Annotated in this window: 22 protein-coding genes; 13 read left to right on the forward strand and 9 right to left on the reverse strand. The window is 59.0% G+C overall.

Features of this window, described 5'->3' with window-relative positions; translation table 11 throughout:
* The first annotated feature begins 54 nt into the window (after positions 1-54).
* Positions 55-594 carry a Slp family lipoprotein gene (locus V9G17_01230; GenBank protein MEI2751195.1) on the forward strand — a complete coding sequence of 180 codons (540 nt, stop codon included), beginning with the start codon at positions 55-57 and terminating at the stop codon, positions 592-594.
* Between the two features lie 54 nt (positions 595-648).
* Here the strand turns inward: V9G17_01230 and V9G17_01235 are convergent, their stop codons facing one another.
* From V9G17_01235 to V9G17_01255, 5 genes are all read right to left on the reverse strand, one after another.
* Positions 649-1,563 carry a PstS family phosphate ABC transporter substrate-binding protein gene (locus V9G17_01235; protein MEI2751196.1) on the reverse strand — a complete coding sequence of 305 codons (915 nt, stop codon included), beginning with the start codon at positions 1,561-1,563 and terminating at the stop codon, positions 649-651.
* 162 nt (positions 1,564-1,725) lie between these two features.
* Positions 1,726-2,109: a CBS domain-containing protein gene (locus tag V9G17_01240; GenBank protein MEI2751197.1), complete on the reverse strand. Its 384-nt coding sequence runs from the start codon at positions 2,107-2,109 to the stop codon at positions 1,726-1,728.
* A 205-nt stretch (positions 2,110-2,314) separates the two neighbouring features.
* Positions 2,315-2,890: an OmpA family protein gene (locus tag V9G17_01245; GenBank protein ID MEI2751198.1), complete on the reverse strand. Its 576-nt coding sequence runs from the start codon at positions 2,888-2,890 to the stop codon at positions 2,315-2,317.
* Between the two features lie 73 nt (positions 2,891-2,963).
* Positions 2,964-6,662, reverse strand: coding sequence for an aldo/keto reductase (locus V9G17_01250; GenBank protein ID MEI2751199.1), 3,699 nt, complete (start codon positions 6,660-6,662; stop codon positions 2,964-2,966).
* Between the two features lie 153 nt (positions 6,663-6,815).
* Positions 6,816-7,040, reverse strand: coding sequence for a hypothetical protein (locus tag V9G17_01255; protein MEI2751200.1), 225 nt, complete (start codon positions 7,038-7,040; stop codon positions 6,816-6,818).
* Positions 7,041-7,270: 230 nt separating this feature from the next.
* On the opposite strand from V9G17_01255, the gene V9G17_01260 reads away from it, so the two are divergent.
* The 4 genes from V9G17_01260 (at position 7,271) to rnd (ending at position 12,425) form a co-directional block, all read left to right on the forward strand.
* Positions 7,271-8,713 (forward strand): NAD-dependent malic enzyme, encoded by a 1,443-nt coding sequence (locus tag V9G17_01260; GenBank protein MEI2751201.1) that lies wholly within the window; start codon positions 7,271-7,273, stop codon positions 8,711-8,713.
* A 158-nt stretch (positions 8,714-8,871) separates the two neighbouring features.
* Entirely contained in the window at positions 8,872-10,131 is a 1,260-nt protein-coding gene (locus V9G17_01265) for a putative Na+/H+ antiporter (GenBank protein ID MEI2751202.1), read from the forward strand.
* 455 nt (positions 10,132-10,586) lie between these two features.
* Positions 10,587-11,216, forward strand: coding sequence for a J domain-containing protein (locus V9G17_01270; protein MEI2751203.1), 630 nt, complete (start codon positions 10,587-10,589; stop codon positions 11,214-11,216).
* Between the two features lie 3 nt (positions 11,217-11,219).
* Positions 11,220-12,425, forward strand: coding sequence for a ribonuclease D (gene rnd / locus V9G17_01275; GenBank protein ID MEI2751204.1), 1,206 nt, complete (start codon positions 11,220-11,222; stop codon positions 12,423-12,425).
* Positions 12,426-12,435: 10 nt separating this feature from the next.
* Here the strand turns inward: rnd and V9G17_01280 are convergent, their stop codons facing one another.
* Together V9G17_01280 and arsC are read right to left on the reverse strand one after the other, a co-directional pair.
* Positions 12,436-12,678, reverse strand: a complete 243-nt coding sequence (locus V9G17_01280) for a DUF6116 family protein (GenBank protein ID MEI2751205.1) — start codon at positions 12,676-12,678, stop codon at positions 12,436-12,438.
* A gap of 62 nt (positions 12,679-12,740) precedes the next feature.
* On the reverse strand, positions 12,741-13,091 hold the full coding sequence (arsC, locus tag V9G17_01285; GenBank protein MEI2751206.1) for an arsenate reductase (glutaredoxin): 351 nt from the start codon (positions 13,089-13,091) through the stop codon (positions 12,741-12,743).
* Between the two features lie 102 nt (positions 13,092-13,193).
* Here arsC and V9G17_01290 point away from each other — a divergent pair, with 102 nt between their 5' ends.
* Entirely contained in the window at positions 13,194-13,571 is a 378-nt protein-coding gene (locus V9G17_01290; GenBank protein ID MEI2751207.1) for a hypothetical protein, read from the forward strand.
* A gap of 145 nt (positions 13,572-13,716) precedes the next feature.
* Here V9G17_01290 and V9G17_01295 read toward each other — a convergent pair whose 3' ends face one another.
* Entirely contained in the window at positions 13,717-14,106 is a 390-nt protein-coding gene (locus V9G17_01295) for a hypothetical protein (GenBank protein ID MEI2751208.1), read from the reverse strand.
* Between the two features lie 467 nt (positions 14,107-14,573).
* On the opposite strand from V9G17_01295, the gene V9G17_01300 reads away from it, so the two are divergent.
* The 4 genes from V9G17_01300 (at position 14,574) to V9G17_01315 (ending at position 19,701) form a co-directional block, all read left to right on the forward strand.
* Positions 14,574-15,707: a citrate synthase gene (locus V9G17_01300; protein MEI2751209.1), complete on the forward strand. Its 1,134-nt coding sequence runs from the start codon at positions 14,574-14,576 to the stop codon at positions 15,705-15,707.
* A gap of 294 nt (positions 15,708-16,001) precedes the next feature.
* Complete coding sequence (locus V9G17_01305) at positions 16,002-16,457, forward strand: Hsp20/alpha crystallin family protein (GenBank protein ID MEI2751210.1); 456 nt, start codon at positions 16,002-16,004, stop codon at positions 16,455-16,457.
* Between the two features lie 233 nt (positions 16,458-16,690).
* On the forward strand, positions 16,691-18,145 hold the full coding sequence (locus V9G17_01310; GenBank protein MEI2751211.1) for a class II fumarate hydratase: 1,455 nt from the start codon (positions 16,691-16,693) through the stop codon (positions 18,143-18,145).
* Positions 18,146-18,330: 185 nt separating this feature from the next.
* Positions 18,331-19,701: an FAD-dependent oxidoreductase gene (locus V9G17_01315; protein MEI2751212.1), complete on the forward strand. Its 1,371-nt coding sequence runs from the start codon at positions 18,331-18,333 to the stop codon at positions 19,699-19,701.
* A gap of 21 nt (positions 19,702-19,722) precedes the next feature.
* Here V9G17_01315 and V9G17_01320 read toward each other — a convergent pair whose 3' ends face one another.
* Positions 19,723-20,583, reverse strand: coding sequence for an NAD(+)/NADH kinase (locus tag V9G17_01320; protein ID MEI2751213.1), 861 nt, complete (start codon positions 20,581-20,583; stop codon positions 19,723-19,725).
* A 286-nt stretch (positions 20,584-20,869) separates the two neighbouring features.
* Here V9G17_01320 and V9G17_01325 point away from each other — a divergent pair, with 286 nt between their 5' ends.
* From V9G17_01325 to hflX, 3 genes are all read left to right on the forward strand, one after another.
* Complete coding sequence (locus V9G17_01325; GenBank protein ID MEI2751214.1) at positions 20,870-23,299, forward strand: ATP-dependent Clp protease ATP-binding subunit; 2,430 nt, start codon at positions 20,870-20,872, stop codon at positions 23,297-23,299.
* Between the two features lie 246 nt (positions 23,300-23,545).
* Positions 23,546-24,604, forward strand: coding sequence for a tRNA (adenosine(37)-N6)-threonylcarbamoyltransferase complex transferase subunit TsaD (tsaD, locus tag V9G17_01330; protein MEI2751215.1), 1,059 nt, complete (start codon positions 23,546-23,548; stop codon positions 24,602-24,604).
* Positions 24,555-26,324: a GTPase HflX gene (gene hflX, locus V9G17_01335; protein MEI2751216.1), complete on the forward strand. Its 1,770-nt coding sequence runs from the start codon at positions 24,555-24,557 to the stop codon at positions 26,322-26,324. The genes tsaD and hflX overlap by 50 nt, the downstream gene beginning before the upstream one ends.
* Positions 26,325-26,335: the final 11 nt, after the last annotated feature.

Below are 26,335 nucleotides of genomic sequence, written 5' to 3' on the forward strand. Positions count from 1 at the left end.
AAAGGGCCTGTGCAGGCCGACCGTGCAATCAACTCCGACGAGAAGGACAGATGCATGAAGCTCTTATATGGATCGGTAATGCTCGTAGCCCTCTTATTGGTGAACGGCTGCGGACCAATGACGGCCTTCCCACCAGAAGTCACGAAAGGGGCAGATACAAACTTTGACTTTAACGCCTGGTGGGCCTTACCGAAAGCCACTGTGGGACGAAAGGTGCAGCTGGGCGGCCGGATCATTCAGGTGAATGAAAGGAATGACGGGTTCGTGATTATTGCCGCACACCTGCCGGTGGTCGAGCATCCCGCCTATGGCCCAAGAGACATAGGGAAAAGAGCCGGCGAGTATGCCATTTTCTATGCGGGGGCGATCACTCCTAAATCACTCAGGCCTGGGAACCGCCTGATGGTAATCGGGACCACCGAACAATCTCAGGTCGTCAACGTGGATGAGGTGCAGCGAAATATTCCTTCCCTAACGGCCCAATGCCTTCACATTTGGAATACAGGCGGCAAAGAAATCGCTGAATTTCCCTATAATGCCGGTGCAGGATATGAACCCTTGGAGGAAAATACCTTCTGCCTGTCGGATCGGTGAGGGCCCCTGATTGGACGCAAGCACTTGTGGACAGCCACGTCGGAATTCTATGGATTAATGGGCATCGGACGTTGATCCGGCAAGAGCAGCGACGGTCTGCTCGATCTGGGCGATTGGTAGTGGGAAAAACCCTGCTCTCATCACTGACTCTTGACCTTCTCGACTCGTAATAAACGAGAGAAATTCTTTCGCCGCAGGGCTCATAGCCACCGGTGAGGATGTGTCTACATAAAGATACAGCACTCGCCTCAGCGGGTAGGTTTGATCGGCAATGGTCGCGTCGGATGGAGCCACAAATGGTTTGTCCTTCGTTTCCGCCAACGGGACGATTCGTACCATGGTCGAATGCAAGCCCAATCCATTAAAAGCAATTCCTAAGGGCGATTGACTCAATGCCAAAATTACGGAGGCCGCACCCGGCTCTTCCTGCATAGATGGTCGAAATTCGCCACCCGACAACACATGCTCCTGAAAAAATGTTCTGGTCCCGGATCTCCGATCCCGTCCGAAGAGTTGAATCGGAGCGTCTTGCCATCCGTTAGGTAAACCTAGTTGCCCCCACCTTTCGACCTCAACCGGATATCCGCGGTTACGCGAAACTGAAAAGATCGCGTCGATCTGATCAAGCGTGAGATGCTCGATGGGATTGTCCCGATGCACATAGATCGCCACTGCATCAACTGCCACGGGAATCCCAACGGGATTGTGCCCGTGACCAGTTGCAAATTGGTTCATTTCGGAGGACATCAACTCGCGTGAACTACTGACCAAGAACGTCTGTCCCGTTCTTCCTCTCTTAAGATTATCCGCGGCTGGAACTCGAAGGAAATCTGCGAGAGCCTTCGCCGAGCCGCCGCCTTTCACATCGATCGCCACGAGAGGCTGGCGTCGACGGAACTCTGTCGCGAGCCGTGTCAGTAGAGGACTCATGTGACCGCGGACCGCCGCCGCGTTGTACCGCGGTGACATCTCCAACGGATGCGGGATAAAGCCTCTGGAATAGGAAACGGGCGGCGAGGGCGTCGCCGGGGCGGGGAACAGGTTAGAGGGTCTACGAGGAAAGGGGGGGGGAGAGTCGGCCTGCTCAAACCCGGCAGACCGTCGATGGGCAGACGGCGAGTCGGCGGCGAGTTAAAACTCGTCCACCGACACCGGCTGCAAGAGATCCCGAACCGAGAGCACCCCGACGATCGCGCCGCTTTTCAAGACACCGAGATGACGCGTGTGGTGATGCTGCATGAGATCGGCTGCTTCCGTAATCGACCGCCGCTCATCTAAGCTGATAACGGGGCTGCTCATGATGGATTCGACCGGAACGAAATGCACCGGCTTGTTTTCTCCCACGACTTTTCGAACGATGTCGGACTCGGTCACGATGCCGATCACACGATCGTTCTGCTCGATGAATACGCTGCCGACACGGCGCTCGTTCATCACTCTGGCCGCGTCGGCCGCCGACGTGCCGGCCGGGACCGTCACCAGTGTTTTCGTCATCAACTCACTGACTGTGACCATCGTTGCATCCTCCTTGTTGAATGGGTGTGATCGGTCGGTGTCGTTCACCGTGCCGATCTTCTACGAGAAAGGATAATCCGGCCACATTCCAGGACGGTTAGGCAGAGGTAAATTCTCTGTTACGAATGAGTTCGAAGTGAGACGAGGGGAGAACAGATGCGGCACAGGCGAGAATCGCCCATGCCGCACCGTGAGAGGACTACGACTACTCTTTCACTACGAAATGGACACTGCGATTCTTCTGCCAGCAGACTGGATTGTGCTGGAGGCACAACGGACGGTCTTTACCGTAGCTGGTAACATCCACCTGGAGTTGAGTGATCCCCAGCGATTCGAGATACCGTTTCACGGAGAGGGCTCGCCGTTCTCCCAACACCAGATTGTATTCGGAGGTCCCCACTTCGTCGCAACGACCTTCCAGCAACACCTTGGTTACCCGGTTGTCTTTCAACCGCTTGGCATTGGCCTCGACCGACGTGAGCGCATCGTCTCGCAGCACATATTGATCAAAATCAAACAGCACGTCGGGAAACGGAATGTTCTGTTCCCCAGTCGCATTCCGCGCGGCCATCTCGGCCGAACGCAACGGAATCGGAGCCTCCTGCGGCGGACGAGGAATTTCTTGGACCGGAGCCGCAGCCACACGCTCCTCTAGCCGTGGCTTCGGGGGAGTCGCCGTCACTCCGCCACTGGTTCCCGACTTGCTCGCGCAGCCGTCAAGAAACAGGGGGCCGGCGACGACAAGCAATCCGAGCAAGACTAACGGGCGCAAACGTATCATGAACACCTCCGGCGCATGGTGAGTTTCTGGAGTGGACGGGCACAGAATAATCAAATCGAGCGAACAGGGCAAGTTACTTCTTTTCTGCGCACCGAGCGAAGACTCGTCGCGAATCCGACAACGGCTCCCACCGTAACATCTGCAGCGCATCCTCCACATAGGCGGGCGTGCGCATGCCGTTGAGTACGGAGGTGACACCCGTGGTGCTCGCAAGCACCCACAGAGCCTTCTGCGACAAGCTGGCCTTCCGCCGGTGTTCAGGCAACAGCGGATCGATGGTTCGATGCAGGTCCTCAGCGCGCAGCCGACTCCGCTCACTGGCTTCACGATGCAACGTTCGCAGGAGCGCGAGGAGTTCCGGTACGTATCGGTCACGCCAGGCTTCCCACTGCTCCGCCACGGTTCCCGTAAACGCGTCCGAGAGCGTGCGAAGCACCTGGTTCACGTGCGGGGCAATCATCTGGGTTTCGATTTGCTCCCAATGTTCCAAGCCCTGCACTTGCGTACGGATGCGCTGCAATTCATCGGCCCATCGGAAAAAGTCTGCGGGAAGCATGCCCTGGCCGCTATGGGCCACCGCCGGCGCCAGCGCCGTTCGATACTCGTCTTCCAACAGGGCGACCTTCTGTCGCTGCGGATCGAACTCCGCCTCCGGGGCCGGCACCGGGATATCGGCCAACCGCACCACTCCGCCGCGCTGCGTTGGCATCGCGTTCAGCGGGCGATTGACGAGCACCGCGACACCTTCCTTCACGGCCTCATCCAGCAAGGTCTTGCCGTTATTCGGGCCGGTATTCTTGATTAATGCCGCGCCGGATTCGTACAGGTTCATCGGACACTGTAAGACCATGAAATGGTGAGCGGGCGCACCGATCTTCTTGGCGGCCGCTTTCGCTGCTTCAATCATCCGAGACAACGACGTGGCGCCGGGTTCATCCGGAGGGGCCGTGGAGGTATTGGACGAGACACCGTACCCGCGCAGCCGGCCGGCTTCAACTTGCCGCTCGAAATAGTCGAATGCCAGTTGCAAGCGTGCATAGAATTCGTCGCGCAGCATGGACAGATCCCGTTGCTCACTGGCTCCGAGACGGGTTGCATGAGACAGGAAATATTCCGGGTTGTGGAGCAAACAGACGTCCAGCGTCGCCAGGCCCAGTCGATCCAGCGACAGCGTCAATTGATCGGCCAGAAACTCCGGATGGATGCAATGCCAGATGTCGTCGCCGTACTTCACCATATCCGGGTAGGGCTTCCCGGATTTTTCACGCGTTTTGGCCTGCGCCAAATTCTGGCCCTGCACATAACCGATCTTCGACACGACGACGATGTCCTCGCGGGCCACTTCACTCGCACGGATCAATTGCTGCAGAACCGCACCCACCAGGTGCTCGCTTTCGCCGTCCATATAATTCGTCGAGGTGTCGATCAAATTGCAGCCCGAGCGAATCGCCTTGAGTAAAGCCTCCCGATGCTCCGCGTCCCGTTCTCCAACCCGGTACGTGCCGAATCCGAGACGGCTCACCGTCAGTCCCGTCGCCCCGAATGGCCCAAACCCGTTGGCCAGGGAGCCGGCCCCGGTCGCGTCGTGGATCATTCTCGCCGCATATCCGGCCGTGCCCTGAACGGTCGCGGCCCCGGGATGTAAATTTCCGCTCAAGACCTTCTGCTCGGGCACCGTTAATGCCGGTGCAGTTTTTTGCGATGGATCGAGCAGGGCAGGGAGGTCCGCAGGATCGGTAATCGGTTGCCGGCAGGCAAAATTCCGACAGACATACAGCGCCGCCTTGCCCCCGACCAGGGCCTTCCCTTGCAATAATGGATGGGTCGGCTCGGACTGCTGCGAGGTCCGATAGGCAATGACACGATTCGGGAGGTAGGTCCGGCTGACTGCCGCGCACAACGCCACGGTGTCGGCATCGCCGGATGCGCCGACGACGGCAAGTTCGACCGGCCCGCTGGTCAATAAATCGACGACGATCAAACTCTTCGCGAACGCGCGCGGGTAACGAGCGACCTGCCGGCCATAGGCGCGGATCGCTGCCGCCGCCGCCTGCCGGAAGTCCTCACGGCCGAAGTGGTATGACAGCCTGGCCAGGGCCGATGCCGCCACCGCGTTCCCGCTCGGCGTGGCTCCGTCCGGACCTTCACGGCTGCGCATGATCAGCGCTTCATGGCCCGTGGCCGTGGTGAAAAACCCGCCGTGCTGACCGTCGGAGAAATCTTCCAGGATTCGCTCCACGAGCTGCACTGCCGCAGACAGGTACCGTTCATTGCCGCCCGCTTCATAGGTGTCGATCAACCCTTCGGCAAAGTAGGCATAATCTTCAAGATAGGCATCCAGATGAGCCGTGCCGGCACGATAGGTCCGCAGGAGCCGTCCATCCGCCTTGGAGAGCGTGGTCAGCAGAAACTCACAGGCGCGCTCGGCAGCAGCCCGATAGCGCGGACTGTCGAACACCCGCCCGGCTTCTGCCATGGCGCTGATCATCATCCCGTTCCAGGCGGTGATGACCTTATCATCGAGTCCGGGTGGAACCCGTTTCGCGCGCGCCGCATACAGCACCGGCTTGACCCGATCGATGGTCTCCTGCAATTCCTCGGCGGTGACCCCTAACTCTTTCGCCACCGACGCTACGGGCTTGGCCGTATGCAGCACATTCTTGTGCTCCCAGTTGCCGGCCGCGGTGACATCGTAATAGGCAGAGATCCGCCGCACGTCCTCTTCGTTCGAGAGCACCGCGCGAATCTCATCCGGCGTCCAGACGAAGAATTTCCCTTCCACCCCTTCGGAATCGGCGTCGGTGGCGGAATAGAACCCGCCCTCGGGGGACGTCATTTCCTTCAGAACATAGTCGAGAGTCTCACAGGCCACGCGGCGGTAGGTGTGATCACCCGTCACTTGGAAGGCTTCGACATAGACGCGCGCCAGCAACGCGTTGTCATACAGCATTTTCTCGAAATGGGGCACCAGCCAACGCTCGTCGGTCGAATACCGCGCGAAGCCGCCGCCGATCTGATCATAGATCCCGCCGGCTGCCATGGCATCCAGCGTGGTGCGGACCATCGTGAGCGTATGGGGATCCTGTGTGCGGTGATAACAATGAAGCAACAGCGAGAGGCCAGTGGCAGGGGGGAACTTCGGGGCGCCGCCGAATCCTCCCAGTTTGGCATCAAAATCCTCCGCGAACTGGGTCACAGCCATGTCGAGTTCGCCTTCGCCGACCGTGGTCGGGGAAGGGGCCTGGCTGCCGTTCTGCAGGCGCGCGGTGAGTGTCGCCGCTTGCGCAACGACTCCGGCATGGTCCTTCTCCCAATACTCAGCGAGTTTCTTCAGCAGCGTCGGGAACCCTGGGCGGCCCCATCGATCCTCCGGCGGAAAATAGGTGCCGGCAAAAAACGGTTTCTGGTCGGGAGTGAGGAACACGGTCATGGGCCAGCCACCCTGATTCCGGTTCAGCGCCAAGGTGGCTTGCATATAAATTTCGTCCAGATCGGGGCGCTCTTCGCGATCGACTTTGATGCAGACGAAATGTTGATTCATCAGTCGGGCGATCGACTCGTTCTCAAACGATTCCCGCTCCATGACATGACACCAATGGCAGGAAGAATAGCCGATGGAGAGCAGAATCGGCCGATTCCGCTTCGCGGCCTCGGCCAACGCTTCAGGCCCCCAGGGATGCCAATCCACGGGGTTATAGGCATGTTGCAGCAGATAAGGACTGGTCTGGTGTATCAGGCGATTCGGCTCGCGGCCGGTGGTTGTACTGGTCATGCGCGAACCGTATCACGCACCAATCGAATGGGTCAATGAAGTGAAGCGGGCGAGAGAGGGATCGGCCATCGCGCGAGAGAAAAAAAATTGGCCCGCGCCGGCATCCGGAATCGCGGGCCAATTGAGACTACGCAAGAACGTCGGAAGCGGGGATCAGTGTCCGCCCTTCTTTTCGTCCTTCTTCTTCTCTTCGCCGAACACGGTCTGGGACAGGTGTCCACCCTTCTTCTCTTCCTTCTTCTTGTCATCGCCGAAGAGGGTCTGGGAGAAGTGGCCGCCCTTCTTCTCTTCCTTCTTCTTGTCGTCACCCGCGAAGGACGGAGCGGTGAATGCAACGAGAATGGCTGCCGCTACGAATGCAAATAGAGTACGCTTCATGGAAACCCCTCCTTGAAAGGTTGAGAATATAAGTGCCCACCACAAGGGCGGGCCGAGGGTAGCCAACCTGAAAAAAAAAGTCAACGAAACTCTTTGCGCCGGTCCAGGTCCCTGACCATCTACCCATTGCTGCAGTGCCTGCCAGACGCACGGCTACACGTCAGGCGTTCGAGCCCCACCTGCTGTGATACACTCATACGCAGAGCACCTCACTCCCTGGGTCAACCACTATGACCACCGATGACATCGGCCCCTATTCTAACTACCGCCTGACCGTCCGCCTCGCACTCCTCAACAAACCCGGCATCTTCGCGAAGGTCGCCGGCCTACTGGCAGAGGAGGGGGCGAACCTCGGGGCCGTGGACATCGTGTCGGCCAATGCCGAACGCATGATCAGAGACATCACCTTCGATGTTCAGAACGAGGCGCATGGAGAACGTGTCCTCGAGCGGCTCGAAGCCCTGCCGGAAGTGAATGTGCTCTCGGCATCCGACCGCATTTTTCTCCTCCATCTGGGTGGAAAAATCAGAGTCCAGAGCAAAGTCCCGGTCAATACGCGCAACGTCCTCTCGATGATCTACACCCCTGGCGTCGGGCGCGTCTGCCAGGCCATCGCAAAAGATCCCTCGAAAGCCTATGCCTTCACGATCAAGAGCAATAGCGTGGCCGTCGTCACCGACGGGTCTGCGGTGCTCGGACTGGGCAACCTCGGCCCGGCCGCCGCGCTGCCGGTCATGGAAGGCAAAGTCATGCTCTTCAAGGAACTAGCCGGGATCGACGCCTGGCCGATATGCATCGCTACACAGGACCCCGACGAAATCATCCGCATCGTGCGTGGAATCGCTCCGGGGTTCGGGGGCATCAACCTGGAAGACATCAGCGCGCCACGTTGTTTTGAGATTGAACGGGCGCTGAAGACGTCCCTCGACATTCCTGTCATGCATGACGATCAACACGGTACGGCTGTCGTCCTGCTCGCTGCCCTGAGCAATGCGTTAAAGGTCGTCGGAAAACGGATGGAGGACGTCCGGATCGTCGTGAACGGTCTGGGCGCGGCCGGCACCGCCTGTTGCCGCATTCTGCTCGCCGCCGGAGCCTCACATCTCATCGGCTGCGACAAAGAGGGGATCGTGCTGATGGGTGATGCGGAGGAACTGCGAACCTGTCGTACCGATCTTCAGGCCTGTATCCGACGTGATCAGCCGCGGGGAACGTTACACGATGCCCTAAAAGGCGCCGACGTGTTCATCGGGCTCTCCGTGGGGAATGTGCTGAATCGGGACGATCTCGAACGGATGAATCAGGACCGGATCGTCTTTGCGATGGCCAACCCGGATCCGGAGATCGATGCCAAGGTCGGTGACAAGGCCTCGCGCATCTTTGCGACCGGGCGTTCGGACTTTCCCAATCAGATCAACAACGCCCTCTCGTTTCCAGGCATTTTCCGTGGGGCGCTCGACGTGCAAGCCAGCGAAATCAACGAAGCCATGAAGCTGGCCGCGGCCCAAGCCATCGCCGGTTGTGTGCCTGCAGAGGCCCTGTCGGAAGACTACATCATCCCCAGCGTATTCGATCGCGACGTGGTGCCGCGGGTCGCAAAGGCAGTGGCCGCCGCCGCACGCGCAACCGGGGTGGCTCGCCGCCGTATCCGGATCGACGACGACCTTCGCTGATCGCTCCTCCTCAGCATTCCCCCTCATTGGTTTTCCTGCACCGTTGGCGTGTTGCGCACGATCCGTGTACAGTACGCGGACCCTGCGTGAGGCCACGCTTTGTGGTCGAACAACTATGGCACCGCAGTTTCATTTGAACAGTGCGCTAGGAGATCGGCGTGACCCCAACCACCATTCAATTGATCGGGACGGTACTCTTTGTCGTCGCGATCCTGCACACCTTCTCAACGGCATTTTTTGAACAACTGGCCAGTATGCGACCCGCGCATGCAGGGCTCTGGCATTTGTTGGGTGAACTCGAGGTGGTCTTCGGCTTCTGGGCCCTCGTGCTTGTTGTGACCATGTTCTTCACCGATGGCGCCGCCGCTGCCACCCACTACCTGGATTCGCGCAATTTTACGGAACCGATGTTCGTCTTCGCGATCATGGTCATCGCGGGAACGCGCCCGATCCTGCAGGCCGCCACGACCGCAGTGCGACTGTTCAGCAAGGCCCTCCCGCTGCCTCACAATTTGGGCACCTATTTCACCCTCTTGGCCCTGGTTCCCGTGTTGGGCTCATTCATCACCGAACCCGCAGCGATGACGCTGGCTGCCCTGATGCTGCGCGATCGGTTTTTTCGTAATGGCCTTTCAAAGCGCTTGCGGTATGCCACGTTGGGTGTGCTGTTCGTGAATGTCTCGATCGGAGGGACACTCACCCCCTTTGCCGCGCCTCCGGTCCTGATGGTGGCCGGGACCTGGAACTGGGATTTCCCGTTTATGATGGAGACCTTCGGCTGGAAAGCGGCTATCGTGGTGGTGATCAATGCGCTGATGGCGACCCTGGTGTTCCGGAAGGAACTCTGCCGAATCTCTGCAACGGTCCGCGAAACGACAGATGACACGGTGCCCCTCACCATGGTGGGACTCCACCTGGTTTTTCTCGGCTTGGTCGTGCGCTTCGCCCATCATCCGGTAATGTTTATGGGGATCTTCCTATTCTTCCTGGGCATCGCACAAGCCTATGAACGCTATCAGGATCGTTTGATCCTGCGGGAAGGGTTGCTTGTCGGATTCTTTCTGGCAGGCCTCGTCGTCCTGGGAGGACAGCAGCAGTGGTGGCTGCAGCCCATCTTGCTGAGTATGAATAGCGATGCGCTCTTCTTCGGAGCGATGATTCTGACGGCCTTCACCGACAACGCAGCCTTGACCTATCTCGGGTCACTCGTCGAAGGACTCTCGGATGGATCTAAGTACGCGTTAGTCGCCGGCGCAGTCACGGGCGGCGGGCTGACCATCATTGCCAACGCCCCGAATCCGGCCGGTCGTGCCATTCTTCGCGACCACTTCGAAAATGAGACCGTCCATCCGCTCGGACTGTTCCTGGCCGCGCTGCCGCCAACGGTCGTGGCGGCCCTGGCGTTTCGCTTCCTATGAATCCTGACGACAGAGTGATGTGTGAGAGGCCATTCTCCTCGATCGATCTTGTCGCCCTACTGGTTGCGACGTCGCTCTCCCGCCGGCATGGTCACGATGATGTGGGAGTGGGACGTTGCTCGGCAGCAAGTAATTCAATGCGCACGTGGATTCGTCCTCCTGGCAGGGTATGCGGCCTACGTCGCGATGACACTCGCGCATTCCTAGGCGTTCGTTCTCCATGCTGAAATCGCTGCCATCCTTCCCGAGCGCTCCGAGAACGAGACGGTGGCTCGACAAGACTGTGCCTAATTGGGGTGTCGCTCACGATCATCGCGGGACTCAGGCTCCGATGCCCGTACACCGCTGATCTCTTCTCCGGACCCGGATACTCGGCTCTTATCGAAGCGCAAACGGTTGTGCTAAGATGCTCCCGACCTTGCCGGAATGCTGTGAGGTCATGCCAACGAGGACTCGTGGCTTTTTCAACCAATCGCCTGTTTAAATATCAACGAGGCATGCGGCGACGCATCGGTATGTTGCGCGCCAAGAACGTCGACAGCATGGAGTTTGCCGTCGACTTCATGATGCAGGAACGAGTCGACAGCTACTTCCGCATCGAGCCGGGCCTCGAAGAAGTGGAATGCTCGCTGCAGCAGATCGAAGATGAGTTGGACCTGGTCAAAGATGTCTCGGGCGCGATTCGTCTGGAATCCCGATTAGAGTTCGTCGAAGACCGCTGGGATGAGCTCGATAGTGAAGTGCGTGAGCGCCCGCGCCGCCGACGTCGCAAGATCAACCTGGCAGACTTTCTCAAAGCGGCAGGAGGGGAGGGGAACCCCAGCGGCGCGACCAATGAAGTCACGAACGCCTACGATGCCTATCAGTTGCTCGGGTTGGAATTCGGCACGCCGCTGGCCGATGTCACCACCGCCTTTCGCCAACGCGCCAAGGAGCTTCACCCTGACGCCCGCAACGGCGACCGCAGTTCCGAACCTGAACTCCGGCGCATTCTCGAAGCCTATCAATTCCTCAAAGAATACTTAAGCCTCAGCAACACCGAACCGCCGATTTCGCGCGGGGCGGAATATCGTCCCACTGAGTAACCTATGGCCACACTGCCCCCCGATCAGAGCTTCATTACCTCCGACGATGCCCTCGACGCCCTCTGCGATCAACTCATCCACAGTTCGGTCATCGCCATCGACACCGAGTTCATGGGAGAGGAACACTTCATCCCTCGCTTAGAACTTATCCAGGTAGCGGCAGAAGGAGTGGCGGCGGTGATCGATTTCCCTGCCGTGCAGGAGACTGCGCCGATGGCCCGGTTCTGGGACATCGTCTGTGACGCCCGTATCGAGAAGGTGCTCCATGCGGGACGACAGGACCTGGAACTGTTTGCACATCATGCCGGACGGTTACCGAAACCCTTTTTCGATACGCAAATCGCCGCCGCCATGGTCGGGTATGGAGCGCAGACGGCCTATGCCAACCTGGTGCAGCGAGTCCAGGGCGTGAAACTCGACAAAGCCCATACGTTTACGAATTGGAGTCAGCGTCCGCTGAGCCAAGAGCAACTGGTCTATGCCTTGGACGACGTGACCTTTCTGCTGCCGGTGCACCGGCATCTCCGGCAAAAATTGTCCGTCATGGGTCGTTTGGAGTGGGTGGATGAGGAGTTCTCCCGCTTGGAGGTGTCCCTCGGCGCCCAGGCGCGCGACCCGCAGGAACGGTATCAGCGCATTCGTGGATGGGATAGCCTCAAGCCGCGCGCGGCCGGTGTTCTGCGTGACCTCGCAGCCTGGCGGGAAGGGGAAGCGCGACGTCGTAATGTCCCGAGAGGACGAGTGATGCGCGACGAGGTGCTGGTGCAGCTGGCCCGTCAAACGCCGCGGACACTGGATCAATTGCGCGGCATGCGGGGCATGTATTCGTCTGAAGTCGAACGCAACGGGCAAGCCCTTCTCACCACCATGCAGCAGGCGCTGGCGCGACCGGAATCCGAATGGCCCGAGATTCCGCGTGATCGCAAGCCAGACCCCGAGTCCACCGGGGTGCTGGAGCTGCTGCAAGCCGTGCTGAAGTCCCGTGCCTCCGTGGAAAATATCGCTCCGACATTGATCGCCACCACAGGCGACTTGCAGGCTTTGGTCGAACGCGCCTCGCCGGTGGAGGAGATGGACATTCCCGTGTTGCGAGGATGGCGGCGGCAACTGGTCGGAGAAACACTCCTCAGTGTCTTATCCGGCGATCTGAAGGTGTGGATCGACCCGCAACTCGGCAAACTCCGCTTCGGCCATCTCGATCACCCGTAATCTCCGCCGTTTACCGGGTCGCGCCTGGGGAGGCCTGGGCGCGGCTACGAGGCCGGCGCTCCTTCCACAACCCCAACAACAACGTCAGCAGAGCCAGGCCGATTTCGTCGGCCAACGGGATCACGTCCGGCACAATGATATCCGCCAGGGTCAGCACGGCGAACAACACAAAAAGGGACGGAAAACGAAGGTTGAGCCGCTGTAGAATCCGCCCGAACAGTGACACGCGATCCATGGAACCGAATGCAGACATCGGCGCGGTCCTCCGTCATGCCCATCCGGCGCCTCCGCAGAAGCGCCAGGCGCCTACGTGATTTACAGCAGTTTCCTGATCGTGTCCGCCGGGCGCGCCAGCATGGCCTGATCACCCTTTTCGACGAGCGGACGCTGAATCAAGTCCGGGTGCAAAACCATTTGATCAAGCAGCTGATCCTCGCTCAGCGTGGGATCGGACAACTTCAACGACTTGTACAGATCTTCTTTCGCACGTAACACCTCGCGCACCGTCAGTCCGGCTTTCTTCAGCAGGGCCTTGAGCCGGCTCTTCGTGAACGGCTGTTCATAATAATTGATGGCCTTGAACGGTGCCCCGCTTTCTCGCACAATCCGTACGGCTTCGCGACACGTTGAACAGGTAGGTTTCTGATAGATCGTGATCTCCGCCATGCTGTTAGCCTTTCCTCCTCCAGTAAGGTTCCCTTGACGCAAATTTTTGACCTGTGTTACATGGACACACGAGACTTCACCCTAATGCGATACAATTGACCTATGCCCATTTTCGGAACCGACACCAGCGACCAAGCCGGCAAGTTTGCATGCACGTCGACGACACAACGCACCTTGAAAGATCTGCGAGCCAAACGCAAGGGACAACCGGTGTTTGTCGTCGGCCATCGCTTAGAACGAAAAGGCACAGAAGCCACCTTCGAAGTCTTCAACGACCGCCTGGCGATTATTCGATTCGATGACGAGGTCAAGTTGGGGTACGATCCGCTCGAACTCCTGCTTCCGACTGAAATCGATGAGCAAGGGGTGGCCTATTTCGAAATCCGTACGTGCCGGCAATGTGAGCAATTTTTCCCGCTCACGGTCGACGAATGCGACACGGACGAAGAACCGACCGTCTGCCCCGAGTGCGCATCCTAGCGGACCGCTCCCAGGGTGCGAAAAAAATACGTCCTTTTCGGCCGTCTCTGGCTTCACCGCACGTGCGGTTCTTGACGAGATTCGCTGCACGATTCACGCGACACGGATGTCGAGAACACCGCCGGCTGATTTTTCCGCCTTCTCACTAGTCCGCCAACGGCGCAATCTCCACCGCCTTCTTAATCAAGCAATCTCCGGCATACCCCTGCAGCGTCATGGGCAGCATGCTGGCGTCGAGCACCCGTGCTGACGTGACCTTGACCCCATCGCTCGTCCTTACGCCTTCGATCTTGAGCGCATGGCAGACCTCCAGCGAGCGCCAGACCGGATTTCCAAGGATCGATTCTCCCGGCAGGAGCTTGACGTCAGAGAGCGCACCGTCGAGCAACGCCTTCGCCGGCACGCGCGTCTTGTCTTTCGGCACGTCACTGATGACGGCAAACACCGTCTGTTCGTCGGCCGCCCACGCCGGGGCCAGGAGGCCCAACACCAACAGCGGTACAACTCTCCCTGCCCATAAGCGAAACAGGCTCATGCCTCACCTCGTGGTTGCGTTGGGCGACGGATTCACAGACAAATGGCGATCAGCGGATGGAGTGATTCCGGGTGGCGCGGGTGGAGTTTCTGGGCCAGGCCCGCCATGACTCAGTGCGCTGCGCCCGATGCGAGCATCCCCCGTAGGGCCTGTGGAATGCTCGCCACGCCCGACCATGAACAGGGCCACACCCAGAACCAGGAGCCCGACCAGCACCAGCATCCGCGTCAAACCCGTCACTTCTTGCCTCCGAATCCGACCATGACCTCACCCTTGGGCCAGTATGCCAAGCGTGTCGCACCAATTCAAGGTGACGGCTGAGTCGATACCGCGGATCATGGTAAGCTGAACCACGCACAGGCGCAGGGGACGGTGCCGGAACCGGGCGCGCGAAAGCACGTCCGCTGCCGCCAAGTGCACATGTAATGGGCCATCATTCCTTCTGTTGAGGAGAGGAGACAGCGTCTATGCCGCACGACTTCATGCCGGGATTGGCCGGGGTGCCTGCCGCAAAATCAGCGATCAGCGATGTGGATGGAACACGAGGAGTACTTGAATATCGTGGCATCCGCGTGGAGGAGCTGTGTCAGCAGTCGTCGTTTCTTGAAACCAGCTATCTGCTGCTGTTCGGGCGATTGCCGAACGCATCCGAGCTCACCCAGTGGGTGGACGACGTGACCCACCACCGGCGAATTAAATTTCGCATCGTGGACCTGCTGAAGGTCATGCCAGAACATGGACATCCCATGGATGCATTACAAGCAGCCGTCGCAGCACTCGGCATGTTCTACCCGGGCCGCAATGTGAAAGACGTGGCCAACAACTACTGGTCGGCGGTGCGCCTGATCGCCAAACTCCCCACCATCGTGGCGGCCTGGGCGCGCTTAAGACGTGGGGACGAGTACATCCCACCGCGGGATGATCTGCCGTTTTCCGAGAACTTTCTCTATATGCTGACCGAAACTGTTCCGCATCCGTTGTGGAGTGAAGTCTTCGATGACTGTCTGATTCTGCACGCCGAGCACACCATGAACGCCTCGACCTTTGCCGGCATGGTGACGGCCTCAACCCTAGCCGACCCCTATACGGTGGTGGCCTCCTCAATCGGCGCGTTGAAGGGTCCGCTGCACGGTGGTGCCAACGAAGCCGTCGTCATGATGCTGAGGGAAATCGGCACCCCGTCTCACGTCGATGCGGCGGTGGAAAGCCGACTGCAGGGGAAAAACAAACTCATGGGGTTCGGGCATCGAGTCTACAAGGTCAAGGACCCGCGTGCGACCGTGCTGCAGGAGCTCTGCATGCGGCTGTTTAATGTCTGTGGAACGTCTCCGCTCTATGAAGTGGCGGTGGCGGTGGAGCAACTCGCGGGCGAACGATTGAAGGACAAGGGGATTTACCCGAACGTCGACTTTTACTCAGGCATCATCTACGACAAGATGGGCATCGAGACGGATTTGTTCACGCCGCTGTTCGCGATGGCGAGGGTGAGCGGGTGGCTGGCGCACTGGTTGGAGCAATTGCGGGAGAACAAACTGTATCGGCCGGACCAAATCTACTCCGGGGAGCATGACCGGCACTACGTGCCGATGGAGCGGCGGTAGCCGGACAACCGGCTACTCGGTGCGACCGATGAACCACCACAACACAATCGATGTCACGAACATGATGCCGCCGAGCAGTGCATAAGACATGAATTCCAGCATGGTCATCGTCTCCCTGTGTGAAGGGGGCTACTAAATAATGCCAGGGGTCTCAATGTCAAGGCCTCATCGACGACGGGAACTCTTTCCCCCTCGGCCTTGACTTCACCGGCAGGAAGATTACCTCTTCACTAGTAAGTAGGATGTCTCAAGTGAACACCGTTAACAACATCATCCACACAGGGAGGTTTTTCCATGACGATTGTACGATGGGATCCATTCAGGGAGTTGGAAGACATGTCGGAGCGGTTGAATCGCATGGTTGCGCGGCCGGCAAGCAGCACGGCTGCCGGACAAGGAAAAGAAGTCATGACCGTGGCCGACTGGATTCCGACCGTGGACATCAGCGAGAGCGAAGCCGAATATGTCATTAAGGCCGAGCTTCCGGACGTGAAAAAAGACGCGGTGAAGGTCACAGTGGAAGACGGCGTCCTCGCCATTCAAGGCGAGCGGAAGCAAGAAACGGAAGACAAGGGGACGAAGTACCATCGGATCGAACGGTCCTACGGTCGGTTCGCCCGAAGCTTCACGCTTCCTGATTCGGTCGACGAGAGCAAAGTGAAGGCAGAATATGTGGACGGCGTCCTGCGCCTGCATCTCCCGAAATCGGAGAAGGCGAAACCGAAACAGATCGACGTCAAGATCGCGTAACAGGACTCTGTGCCATGAAAAGGAAGGCCCGCGCGCTGCGGGCCTTTTCTTTTTCCGCAACCCAGCCCGCCCTCGCATCACCATCCCGCTGTTGAATCCGGATTAGGTTGTTCACGGACGGGGCAGTACAATTTCCACGCCCGGGTACCGATATGCTTGTGCTTCCGCACGGGGACCGTTTAAGATGCCCCGCTCCAGCATGTCAACCGCCAGCTATTCGAGGAGACCCGACGATGAAGAAAGCTTCGCGCACCACCGGCACCACCGCATCCATGACCACGTCCACACGCATGGAGCGCGACACGATGGGAGAACTGCCGGTTCCCTCCAATGCCTATTATGGGGTCCAGACTGCCCGCGCGATCGAGAACTTCCCGATCAGTTCCCTGCGGATTCCCCGGGCCATGATCCGGGCCATGGGACTCATCAAACGCGCCGCCGCGTCGGTAAATCATTCGTTGAAACTACTCGATAAGAAGCCGGCCGACGCCATCGTTCGCGCCGCCACCGAAGTGGTGGAAGGACGCCTGGATGCCGAATTCCCGGTGGATATCTTCCAAACCGGCTCCGGCACCTCCACCAATATGAATACCAACGAAGTCATCTCGAACCGGGCCACGGAACTGCTCGGCGGCGCCAGAGGCAGCAAACTGGTGCACCCGAACGACCACGTGAACCTGGGCCAATCCAGCAACGACGTGGTCCCCACTGCCATCCATGTCGCGGCCTCGGAGACGATTCAACAGCAACTGATTCCCGCGCTCACGCGGCTGCACAAGGCGCTCAACGGGAAAGCACGCGAGTTCGACAAGATCGTCAAGATCGGACGCACCCATTTGCAGGACGCGACACCGGTTCGGTTGGGTCAGGAATTCGGCGGCTATGCCAGACAAATTGAGCTGGGCATCGCACGCATGAAACGGGCACAGGCGGCGCTCAGCGAAGTGGCCCTCGGCGGGACCGCAGTCGGGACCGGACTCAATTGTCACCCGAAATTCGCGGGTAAAGTCATGGCCATCATTTCGAAAGAAACCGGATGCGCCTTTAAGGAAGCGGTCAACCACTTCGAAGGCCAGTCCGCGCAGGACTCGTTGGTCGAGGCCAGTGGTGAATTGCGCACGCTGGCGGTGAGCCTGATGAAGATCGCCAATGACATTCGCTGGCTCGGATCAGGTCCGCGCTGCGGTCTCGGCGAGATCAACCTTCCGGAAACCCAGCCGGGCTCCTCCATCATGCCGGGCAAGGTCAATCCGGTGATCGCGGAATCCGTGACCATGGTCTGCGCTCAGGTGATCGGCAATGATGTCACAATCACCGTCGGCGGCCAGGCGGCCAATTTCGAATTAATCGTGATGCTGCCGGTCATGGCCTACAACCTCCTGCAGTCCATCGAGTTGCTGGCGACGGCCTCGACGAACTTTGCGGTGAAATGCATCGACGGCATCAAGGCGAACGAGGAACGCTGCAAGAGTCTGATCGAAGAAAGTCTCGCCATGTGCACGGCGCTCGCGCCGGTGATCGGATACGAGGCCGCCGCGAAACTCGCGAAGGATGCCTATAAGTCCGGCAAGACCGTGCGGGACGTGGCTCGCGAACAGAACGTGTTGCCGGAAAAGCGACTCACACAACTCCTCGATCCCTGGCGTATGACCCAGGCCGGCGGGCCGGTCGGAAGTGCGGGCGGGTAGGCAGCCGCCATACCAGGTCACCGGACATGAACCATGGGCCTCACCAGGGCACCCTCAGATGCGGCCATGGATTTTGACAGCCCGAGGAACCCTATGCTAACGTGCGAAAAATTTTCACATCTGTGATCATCCTAAGGGTTTACGTCATTCACGATTCACCGTCGATATAGATTGAAGGGTAGATAATGAGTGCAACCGGTTCTGAGATAAGCGGGCAGGTGGTCATCGTCGTGGGCGCGGGCCCGGCCGGAATGGCCGTCGCCAAGAAGATGTCGGACGCGGGCCATGAGGTCATCATTCTGAATCGCGACATCAAGTTCGGCGGCTTGGCGGAGTACGGGATTTTTCCCAGCAAACTCAAGCTGCGGGGAGGATTGAAGAAACAATATTGGGAAATGCTCGAGCAACCCAATGTCCACTACTTCGGCAATGTCTCGGTCGGGCAGGGGAAAGACCTCACGGTTGAAGACTTGCACGGATTGGGCGCAAGCGCCATAGCGTTCTCCATCGGCGCCCAAGGAACCAAGGCCATCGGAGTCGAGGGAGAATCCGCCAAGGGCGTGTTCCATGCCAAGGACGTGGTCTACCACTTCAACCGGCTCCCGGGCTTCGGCGATCGTCCCTTCGATATGGGAAAACATGTCGCCATCATCGGCGTCGGCGATGTCATGGTGGATATCGCTCACTGGTTGATCAAGTATAAGAAAGTGGAGCGGGTCACGGCGATTGCCCGCCGCGGTCCGGTTGAACGGAAATACAACCCAAAAGAAATTCGAGCGGTCTGTGCCAACATGGATCAGGACGGCCTTGTTAAGGAGTTTGCTCGCGTCAAGGAACGGCTCGCGGCCGTGGGGCAGAATGCCGATGAAGTCCTGGCGAGCATGACCGCCGAATTCACGAAGTGTGAACCGACAGGCAGTCCCTCCAAAATGGGCTTTCGCTTTCTGGCGTCCCCCAAACGCGTGCTGGTCGACGCGAACAATCGCGTCCGCGCACTCGAGATGGAAGAAAATAAACTGGAGCCGAAAGGGGAAGACACGGCTGCCGTTGGACTCAAGCAATTGTATGAGTTCCCGGTCGACAGCGTGGTGTTTGCCGTGGGCGACCGGGTGGACGATACCGTGGGACTGCCCTACAAGAACGGCGTCTACGTCACGAACCCGAATAAGACCAGCAATGATCCGGACGACTCGCTGTTCCAAGCCTATGACGACAAATCAGGGCAGGTGGTGGCAGGCGTGTTCCTCGCCGGCTGGGCCAGGAAAGCCAGCGAAGGGCTGGTGGGAATCGCGAAGCGGGACGGCGACTGGTGCGCGGAAGTGATCACCCGGTACTTGGCGACGCAAACGTCCCAGTCGCGCGGAACGATTGAGGGAGTGCTCGCCAAACTTCAGACGGTGCTGAAGGAACGCAAGAGCCGCCCGGTCGATCTCGAGGGACTCAAAGTATTGGATGCCGTGGAAAAGGCCCATGCCGCCTCGCCCGAGGCGATCGGCGAGTTTAAGTTTGCCTCGAACGCCGACATGTTGGCCCGCATCGAACAGGGACGCGCTTAGCCGCGTCCCGTTCAACCGACCTTATCCGTCGCCCCATTTCAGCTTCTCCCGCAACACCTCATAATAACTACTCTCCGGGAAGCGGATCAGCCTGGTCATGTGCTCGGACGCATGGACCTCCACTGTGTCGCCCTGCGTCAACGCGACTCCGACCTGGCCGTCGAGAGTCGCCATCGCCCCATCATCCTTACTGGTCAGGACGACTTCGATTTCTGCGCTGGCCGGCACGATCAACGGCCGATGTGTCAACGTGTGAGGACAGACGGGCGTCAGGATCAATGACGGGACCGCCGGGTTGATGATCGGACCGCCGGCTGAAAGCGAGTAGGCAGTCGATCCGGTCGGCGTGCTGACAATCAAACCGTCTCCACGCAGATTCGTGACGAATTGACCTTGAATGGCAATCTTCAGTTCGATCATCCGGGCGAGGGTGCCCTTGCTAATGACCACATCATTCAAGACAACCCCTCGCGCCACTGTTTCACCGTGCCGATGGACATGGGTCTTCAACATCAGCCGCTCGTCGAGCACAAAGTCGTTCGCGAACATCCGCTCAAGCGACGGATACAAGTTTTCCAGCACGACCTCGGTCAGGAAACCCAGCCCCCCCATATTCACACCGAGAATCGGAATGCCACGCTCGCCGGCCAATCGCGCCGCATTGAGCATCGTGCCGTCGCCTCCCAGCACGAGCAGGACATCGGCCTTGCTGGCGAGCTGCGTTTTCTGAAACCCTCCCTGCTCGCCGAGCAGGGTCGTGGCCGTCATATCCAAGAGGACGTCGATGTTCCTGGAACGCAGCCACTCGACCACGGCTTGCACAGTCGTTTTGACTTCCGGAAATTTTGGTTTTGTCAGAATCCCGATGCTTTTGCTTTTCATAAATGAGACCGCGTCGCGAAGAAATAAGAAGTCGAGTGAAAGGTGCGGGATTGTATCGGGATGATTCTTTTACTGTCAAACAAGCACACGATGCAAAGATGATCTGATCCGAGATGCACGACGGTGTTTCACCAGGCGTAGCGCGCCTCTCACGTTTCTCTCAATACCTTGACACCCCATATTGCGGTAGTTAGAATCACAACATCAGTATTTTCGAGCCTTTGACCTGCATTTCATCACTCAGCTAAGGCTTCTCTTACAGACCCCATCACCATAAGGAGGCGGGATGTTCGAACGGTTCACGGACAAGGGTCGCAAGATCATCATCCTGGCACGTGAAGAAGCCGAGCGCCATCAGAACGATTACCTGGGCACCGAGCACCTGGTGTTGGCCATCCTTCGCGAGACGGATGGGATTGCGCTGATGATCCTCAAAAAAATGGGCCTCTCCACCGAGCAGATTCGTCTCGAGATCGAGCGCAATCTTCCGGGCGGGGGCACGACGATGACCTTCGGGGAAATTCCATTCAGCCCGCGGGTCAAGAAAGTTATCGAGTACGGGGTTGAAGAAGCCCGACTGCTCGGGCATAACCACATCGGCAGCGAACATCTGCTGTTGGGTCTGCTGCGGGAAGAAGAAGGGATCGGCGGAAAGATTCTCCGGAGTCTTGGCGCCAACCTCCTGACCGCCCGACAACTCACGGTGACCTTCTTGCGTAAATCTGCGCCGCGCGAGCGGGATCGCAAGAGCAACACACCGGCACTCGACGAATTCGGACGTGACCTGACTCAGCTGGCCCAAGAAGGGCAGTTGGATCCCGTCATCGGTCGTGCAGACGAAATCGAGCGTGTCTTGCAGATTCTCAGCCGACGGTCGAAGAACAACCCGGTCCTCATCGGCGAATCCGGCGTGGGGAAAACCGCCATCGTCGAAGGCTTGGCCCAACGCATCATCGCGTCGGAGGTTCCGGACAACTTGCTGTCCCGTCGCGTCATCGCACTTGACCTGGGCTCGCTGGTGGCCGGCACGAAATATCGCGGCCAGTTTGAAGAGCGCTTGAAGGTTGTGATGAAAGAGATCGTGCAGGCGGGCAACATCATTATCTTCATCGACGAATTGCACACGCTGGTGGGAGCGGGAGCGGCAGAAGGATCCATCGATGCTTCCAACATGCTTAAGCCGGCCTTGTCCCGCGGCGAGATCCAATGCATCGGCGCCACAACTCTCGACGAATACCGCAAGCACATTGAGAAGGACGGGGCGCTCAAACGCCGCTTCCAACCCATTCACGTGCAACCGCCCAGCACGGATGAAACGGTACGGATCATCCAGGGATTGCGAGACCGGTACGAGGAACACCATGGCGTGGAAATTACGGAAGACGCCATCGTCGAGGCGGTCAAGTTGGCAGATCGTTACATCACCGACCGGTTCCTGCCGGACAAGGCGATCGATCTGATCGACGAAACCGGCTCGCGGGCAAAACTGCAAACGTACGCGCTGCCGACTGAGCTCAAAGCGCTGGAGCAGGAGCTGAAGAAAATTTCGCGCGATAAAGAGCTGGCGATCTCGATGCAAAACTTCGAGGAAGCCGTTCGCCATCGCGAAGAAGAAGAGCGCCTGCGAAAGCTCCTCGATGAATCCAAGCGGGAATGGAAGAAGAACCAAGAGAAGCACAAGCCGACCATCGGCAAGGAAGAAGTCGCGTACGTCGTGTCGAAGATGACCGGCATTCCGCTCTTCAAATTGGAAGAAGAAGAATCCAATAAGCTGCTCCGCATGGAAGAATTCCTCCACAAGCGGGTCATCGGCCAGAACGAGGCCATTTCGGCGGTGGCACGTGCCATCCGTCGCTCCAGAGCCGGCCTCAAGGAAGCGAAGAAGCCCATCGGGTCCTTTATTTTCCTTGGCCCGACCGGTGTCGGAAAAACGGAATTGGCGAGGACCCTCGCGGAGTTCCTCTTCAACAGTGAAGATGCGCTTATCCGAATTGATATGTCCGAGTATCAGGAAAAGTTCACGAGCTCGCGGCTCTTCGGAGCCCCTCCGGGTTACGTGGGCTACGAGGAGGGCGGGCAGCTCACCGAAAAGGTGCGGCGGCGTCCCTATTCGGTCGTGCTGTTCGATGAAATCGAGAAGGCACATCCGGACGTGTTCAACGTCCTGCTGCAGGTGCTCGACGACGGCGTCCTCACAGACAGCCTGGGCCGAAAAGTCGATTTCAAGAATACGGTCGTCATCATGACCTCGAACATCGGCACGAAGATGATCCAGAAGGGCGTGTCGCTCGGATTCCAGAATGATGAACATGGCGGACAAGCCTTGCGTCGAAAAGAAGAGGTGATGGGAGAACTCAAGCGTTCGTTCAGCCCGGAGTTCTTGAACCGGATCGACGAAATTGTGATCTTCCATTCCCTGGAGAAGGAGCACTTGATCCACATCCTGGATATCCTGCTGCACGAGCTGAATCTCCGCCTCATCGACAAGAGCGTCAGCATCGAGGTGGAGGACGAGGTGAAGCAGTGGCTCATCAAGGAAGGGTACGAACCGCTCTACGGTGCGCGCCCGATGCGCCGCATTATTCAGCGGGCGATCGGCGATCCCCTGTCCGAAGAACTCATCAAGGGTCGCTTCAAGGAAAATAGAAAGATCAAAGTCGTCCTGCGTGACGGCGCGCCGGCCTTCATCGAACAGGAAGCCATGGCGGGCGTCTAGCCCGAGCAGGTAACGTTTCCTCAAGATCGATCGACTGGCGTTCTTTAAGACCACCCGGCAACCCCCGCGGTCCTCAACCGGACCCGGGGGTTGTCGCATTTTCTGGCAGGATCAATAGCTGACACGATTTCCTGACGAACAGCAACACTCGCAGTTTACGGCCACTGTGCGTTATCCTACAGCCCGGAATCCGGCCTGTTCTCTCGCTCAGATTCAAGCGCAACGATTATGCCGGTTGTTTCCCCTATGAAACCTCGCGCATCCACCACGATTCTGGGAATTGAAACGTCCTGCGATGAGACTGCCGCAGCGGTGCTCGACGGTGAGGGACATGTCCTGGCCAACGTCATTTCTTCCCAGCAAACCGTCCATGAACGGTTCGGGGGCGTGGTGCCGGAATTGGCATCTCGTGCCCACATTCAAAATGTGGATCACGTCACACATCAGGCTCTGGACGCAGCAGGTCTCTGCTGGCAGGACCTCGGTGCCATCGCAGTCACACAGGGGCCAGGCCTGGCCGGCGCCCTGCTGGTCGGCATCAGTTATGCCAAGTCCTTAGCGTATGCCCTTGGCATTCCGCTGGTCGGCGTGAGTCACCTCGAGGGACACATCGCCTCAGCCTGGATCGACAGGCCGTTATTTCCCAGAACCTGCGTGGTGTTGATCGCCTCAGGTGGACACACGCACCTCTTTCATGCCGGCGAACATGGGGACTTCCGCCTCATGGGACGAACGATCGACGATGCGGCAGGGGAGGCATTCGACAAGGGCGCCCAGATGCTCGGGCTCGGATACCCGGGTGGCCCGCTCATCGACCAAGCGGCACGGAAAGGCCGTCCTACTGCGGTGAGATTCCCTCGATCACGCGTGCGAACCGGCCGACTGGATTTCAGTTTCAGCGGCCTGAAAACGGCGTTGCTCTACCACCTCCAGCGCATGGATCAGCAGGCCATTGCCGAACAGCAGGCCGACCTGGCCGCCGGGTACCAGGAAGCGATCGTGGACGTCTTGGTCCGTCAGGCATTCGCCGCCGTGCGACAGGCAGGCGTCTCAGCCCTTGCGGTCGTCGGAGGTGTCTCGGCCAATTCCCGGCTCCGAGCGAGATTGACGGAACGGGCAACCGAGGAGGGGATTGAATTGGGCCTCCCAGCCCTCTCATACTGCACCGACAATGCGGCCATGATTGCGGCGGCGGGACAACGAGCCCTGCTCCAGGGCAAGCTGGCGTCGTTCGAGTGCGAAGCGCTGCCGAATTATGCGCTGCCTTCAGGGGCGAGCGGCGGAACAGCCCGTCACAACTCGTAGCGTTCGAGTACCAAGGAGCCTCACCATCCCAACCATTCACGGTCAGATCAGCGGTCTAAAAGCCAGTCACCTCGCTGGTTTGGAGCGACTCTATCGACGCCGCGTGCCGGCCTCGGCCGTCCTCACGGCCGAACTGGCACGGACAACCAGTCAGCTCGCACGAGAGATGCGCCGCCCCATCGGTCTTCTGATCACCCGTCGAGGCATTATCGAGCAGGTGCTCGTCGGAGCTGGCTGTGCCCCTACATTCGAGTCTCTGGCAAAGTTCAGGGTCGGATCACATTCCCTCCGCGGTCTCCGGCTGATTCGTGTGCAACTCCACGATGACCCGCTGAGCCAGGATGATGTGACACACCTGGCGTTGTTACGGCTGGACCTGATCGGTGTCCTCGGCGTGGACGACAAAGGCGAGCCCAGCCTGATTCATCTCGCGCACCTCCTCCCGCCTAATCAACAGGGAGAAGTCTGCCGCATTCTGAAGCCCGTCCCGTTCCATGATCTGGAGCTTCAACTGGACAGCTTCCTGCACACCCTCGAAAGCGATCTGCAACGAGCGGACAGCACGCATGACGTCGCCGGAGGGAGCGAATCCGCCATTCTGGTCAGCGCGGCGCCTAGAAGTCACGCCGAGCAGGAAGAGCATTTGGACGAGCTGAAGGAACTGGCCGAATCCGCCGGGGTCCGGGTGCTGGATCGCATCGCCCAGCGCACCCACGAAGGGTTCGAGCGATACTTGCTCGGAAAAGGCAAACTGAAAGAGGTTGTGATGCGCGCGCTCCAGAAGGGAGCCGACCTCGTGATCTTCGACCAGGATCTTGCCCCGGCGCAAGCCCGCGCCATTTCCGAGGTGACAGATCTCAAAGTAATCGATCGCACGCAACTCATTTTGGATATTTTTGCTCGGCGCGCCCATACCCGTGAAGGAAAAGTTCAAGTGGAGCTGGCTCAGCTTCGGTATCTTCTGCCGCGACTGTCCGGGCATGGCACCTCGTTGTCGCGCCTCGGAGGGGGAATCGGTTCACGCGGCCCCGGTGAAACCAAGCTGGAAACCGATCGCCGCCGCATCCGCGATCGCATCGCGCACCTGGAGCGGGAAATCGATGACGTGGCCCGCCATCAAGATCAGCGCCGATCCCGCCGTGTGCGCCAGGGGCTTCCGATCCTTTCCATCGTCGGCTACACCAATGCAGGCAAATCGACGCTGCTCAACTCCTTGACACAGAGTCAGATCCCGGCCCAGGATCGTCTCTTTGAAACCCTCGACACGACGAGCCGCCGCCTTCGTTTTCCTCACGACCGCGAAGTCATCGTGACTGATACGGTGGGGTTCATCCGGGATCTCCCCAAAGATCTTGTGGGAGCCTTCCGCACCACGCTGGACGAGTTGCGGGATGCCGACCTACTCCTGCATGTGGTCGATGCCTCGGCCCCCAACGTCGATCAACAGATCGCCGCCGTCGAAATCGTCTTACAATCGCTCAACTTGGACACGATTCCCCGCGTGATGGTCATGAACAAGTGTGACCGCCTCTCGGCACACGAAACCGACGTCCTCTGCGAGCGGTATCACGCAATCGGAATCTCGGCACCGAACCGTGAGACGTTGCGCTCATTGATCGCGCACCTCGAAACCATCTTGCCCGCCAACCCGACACTTCCGGGACAGGAGGAAAACCCCGACCAGCCGCCCCAGGATCTAGCGCTTGCATCTCACTCCTGACCTCTGCACAA

The organism is Nitrospira sp. (genome assembly GCA_037045225.1).
Taxonomy (GTDB): domain Bacteria; phylum Nitrospirota; class Nitrospiria; order Nitrospirales; family Nitrospiraceae; genus Nitrospira_A.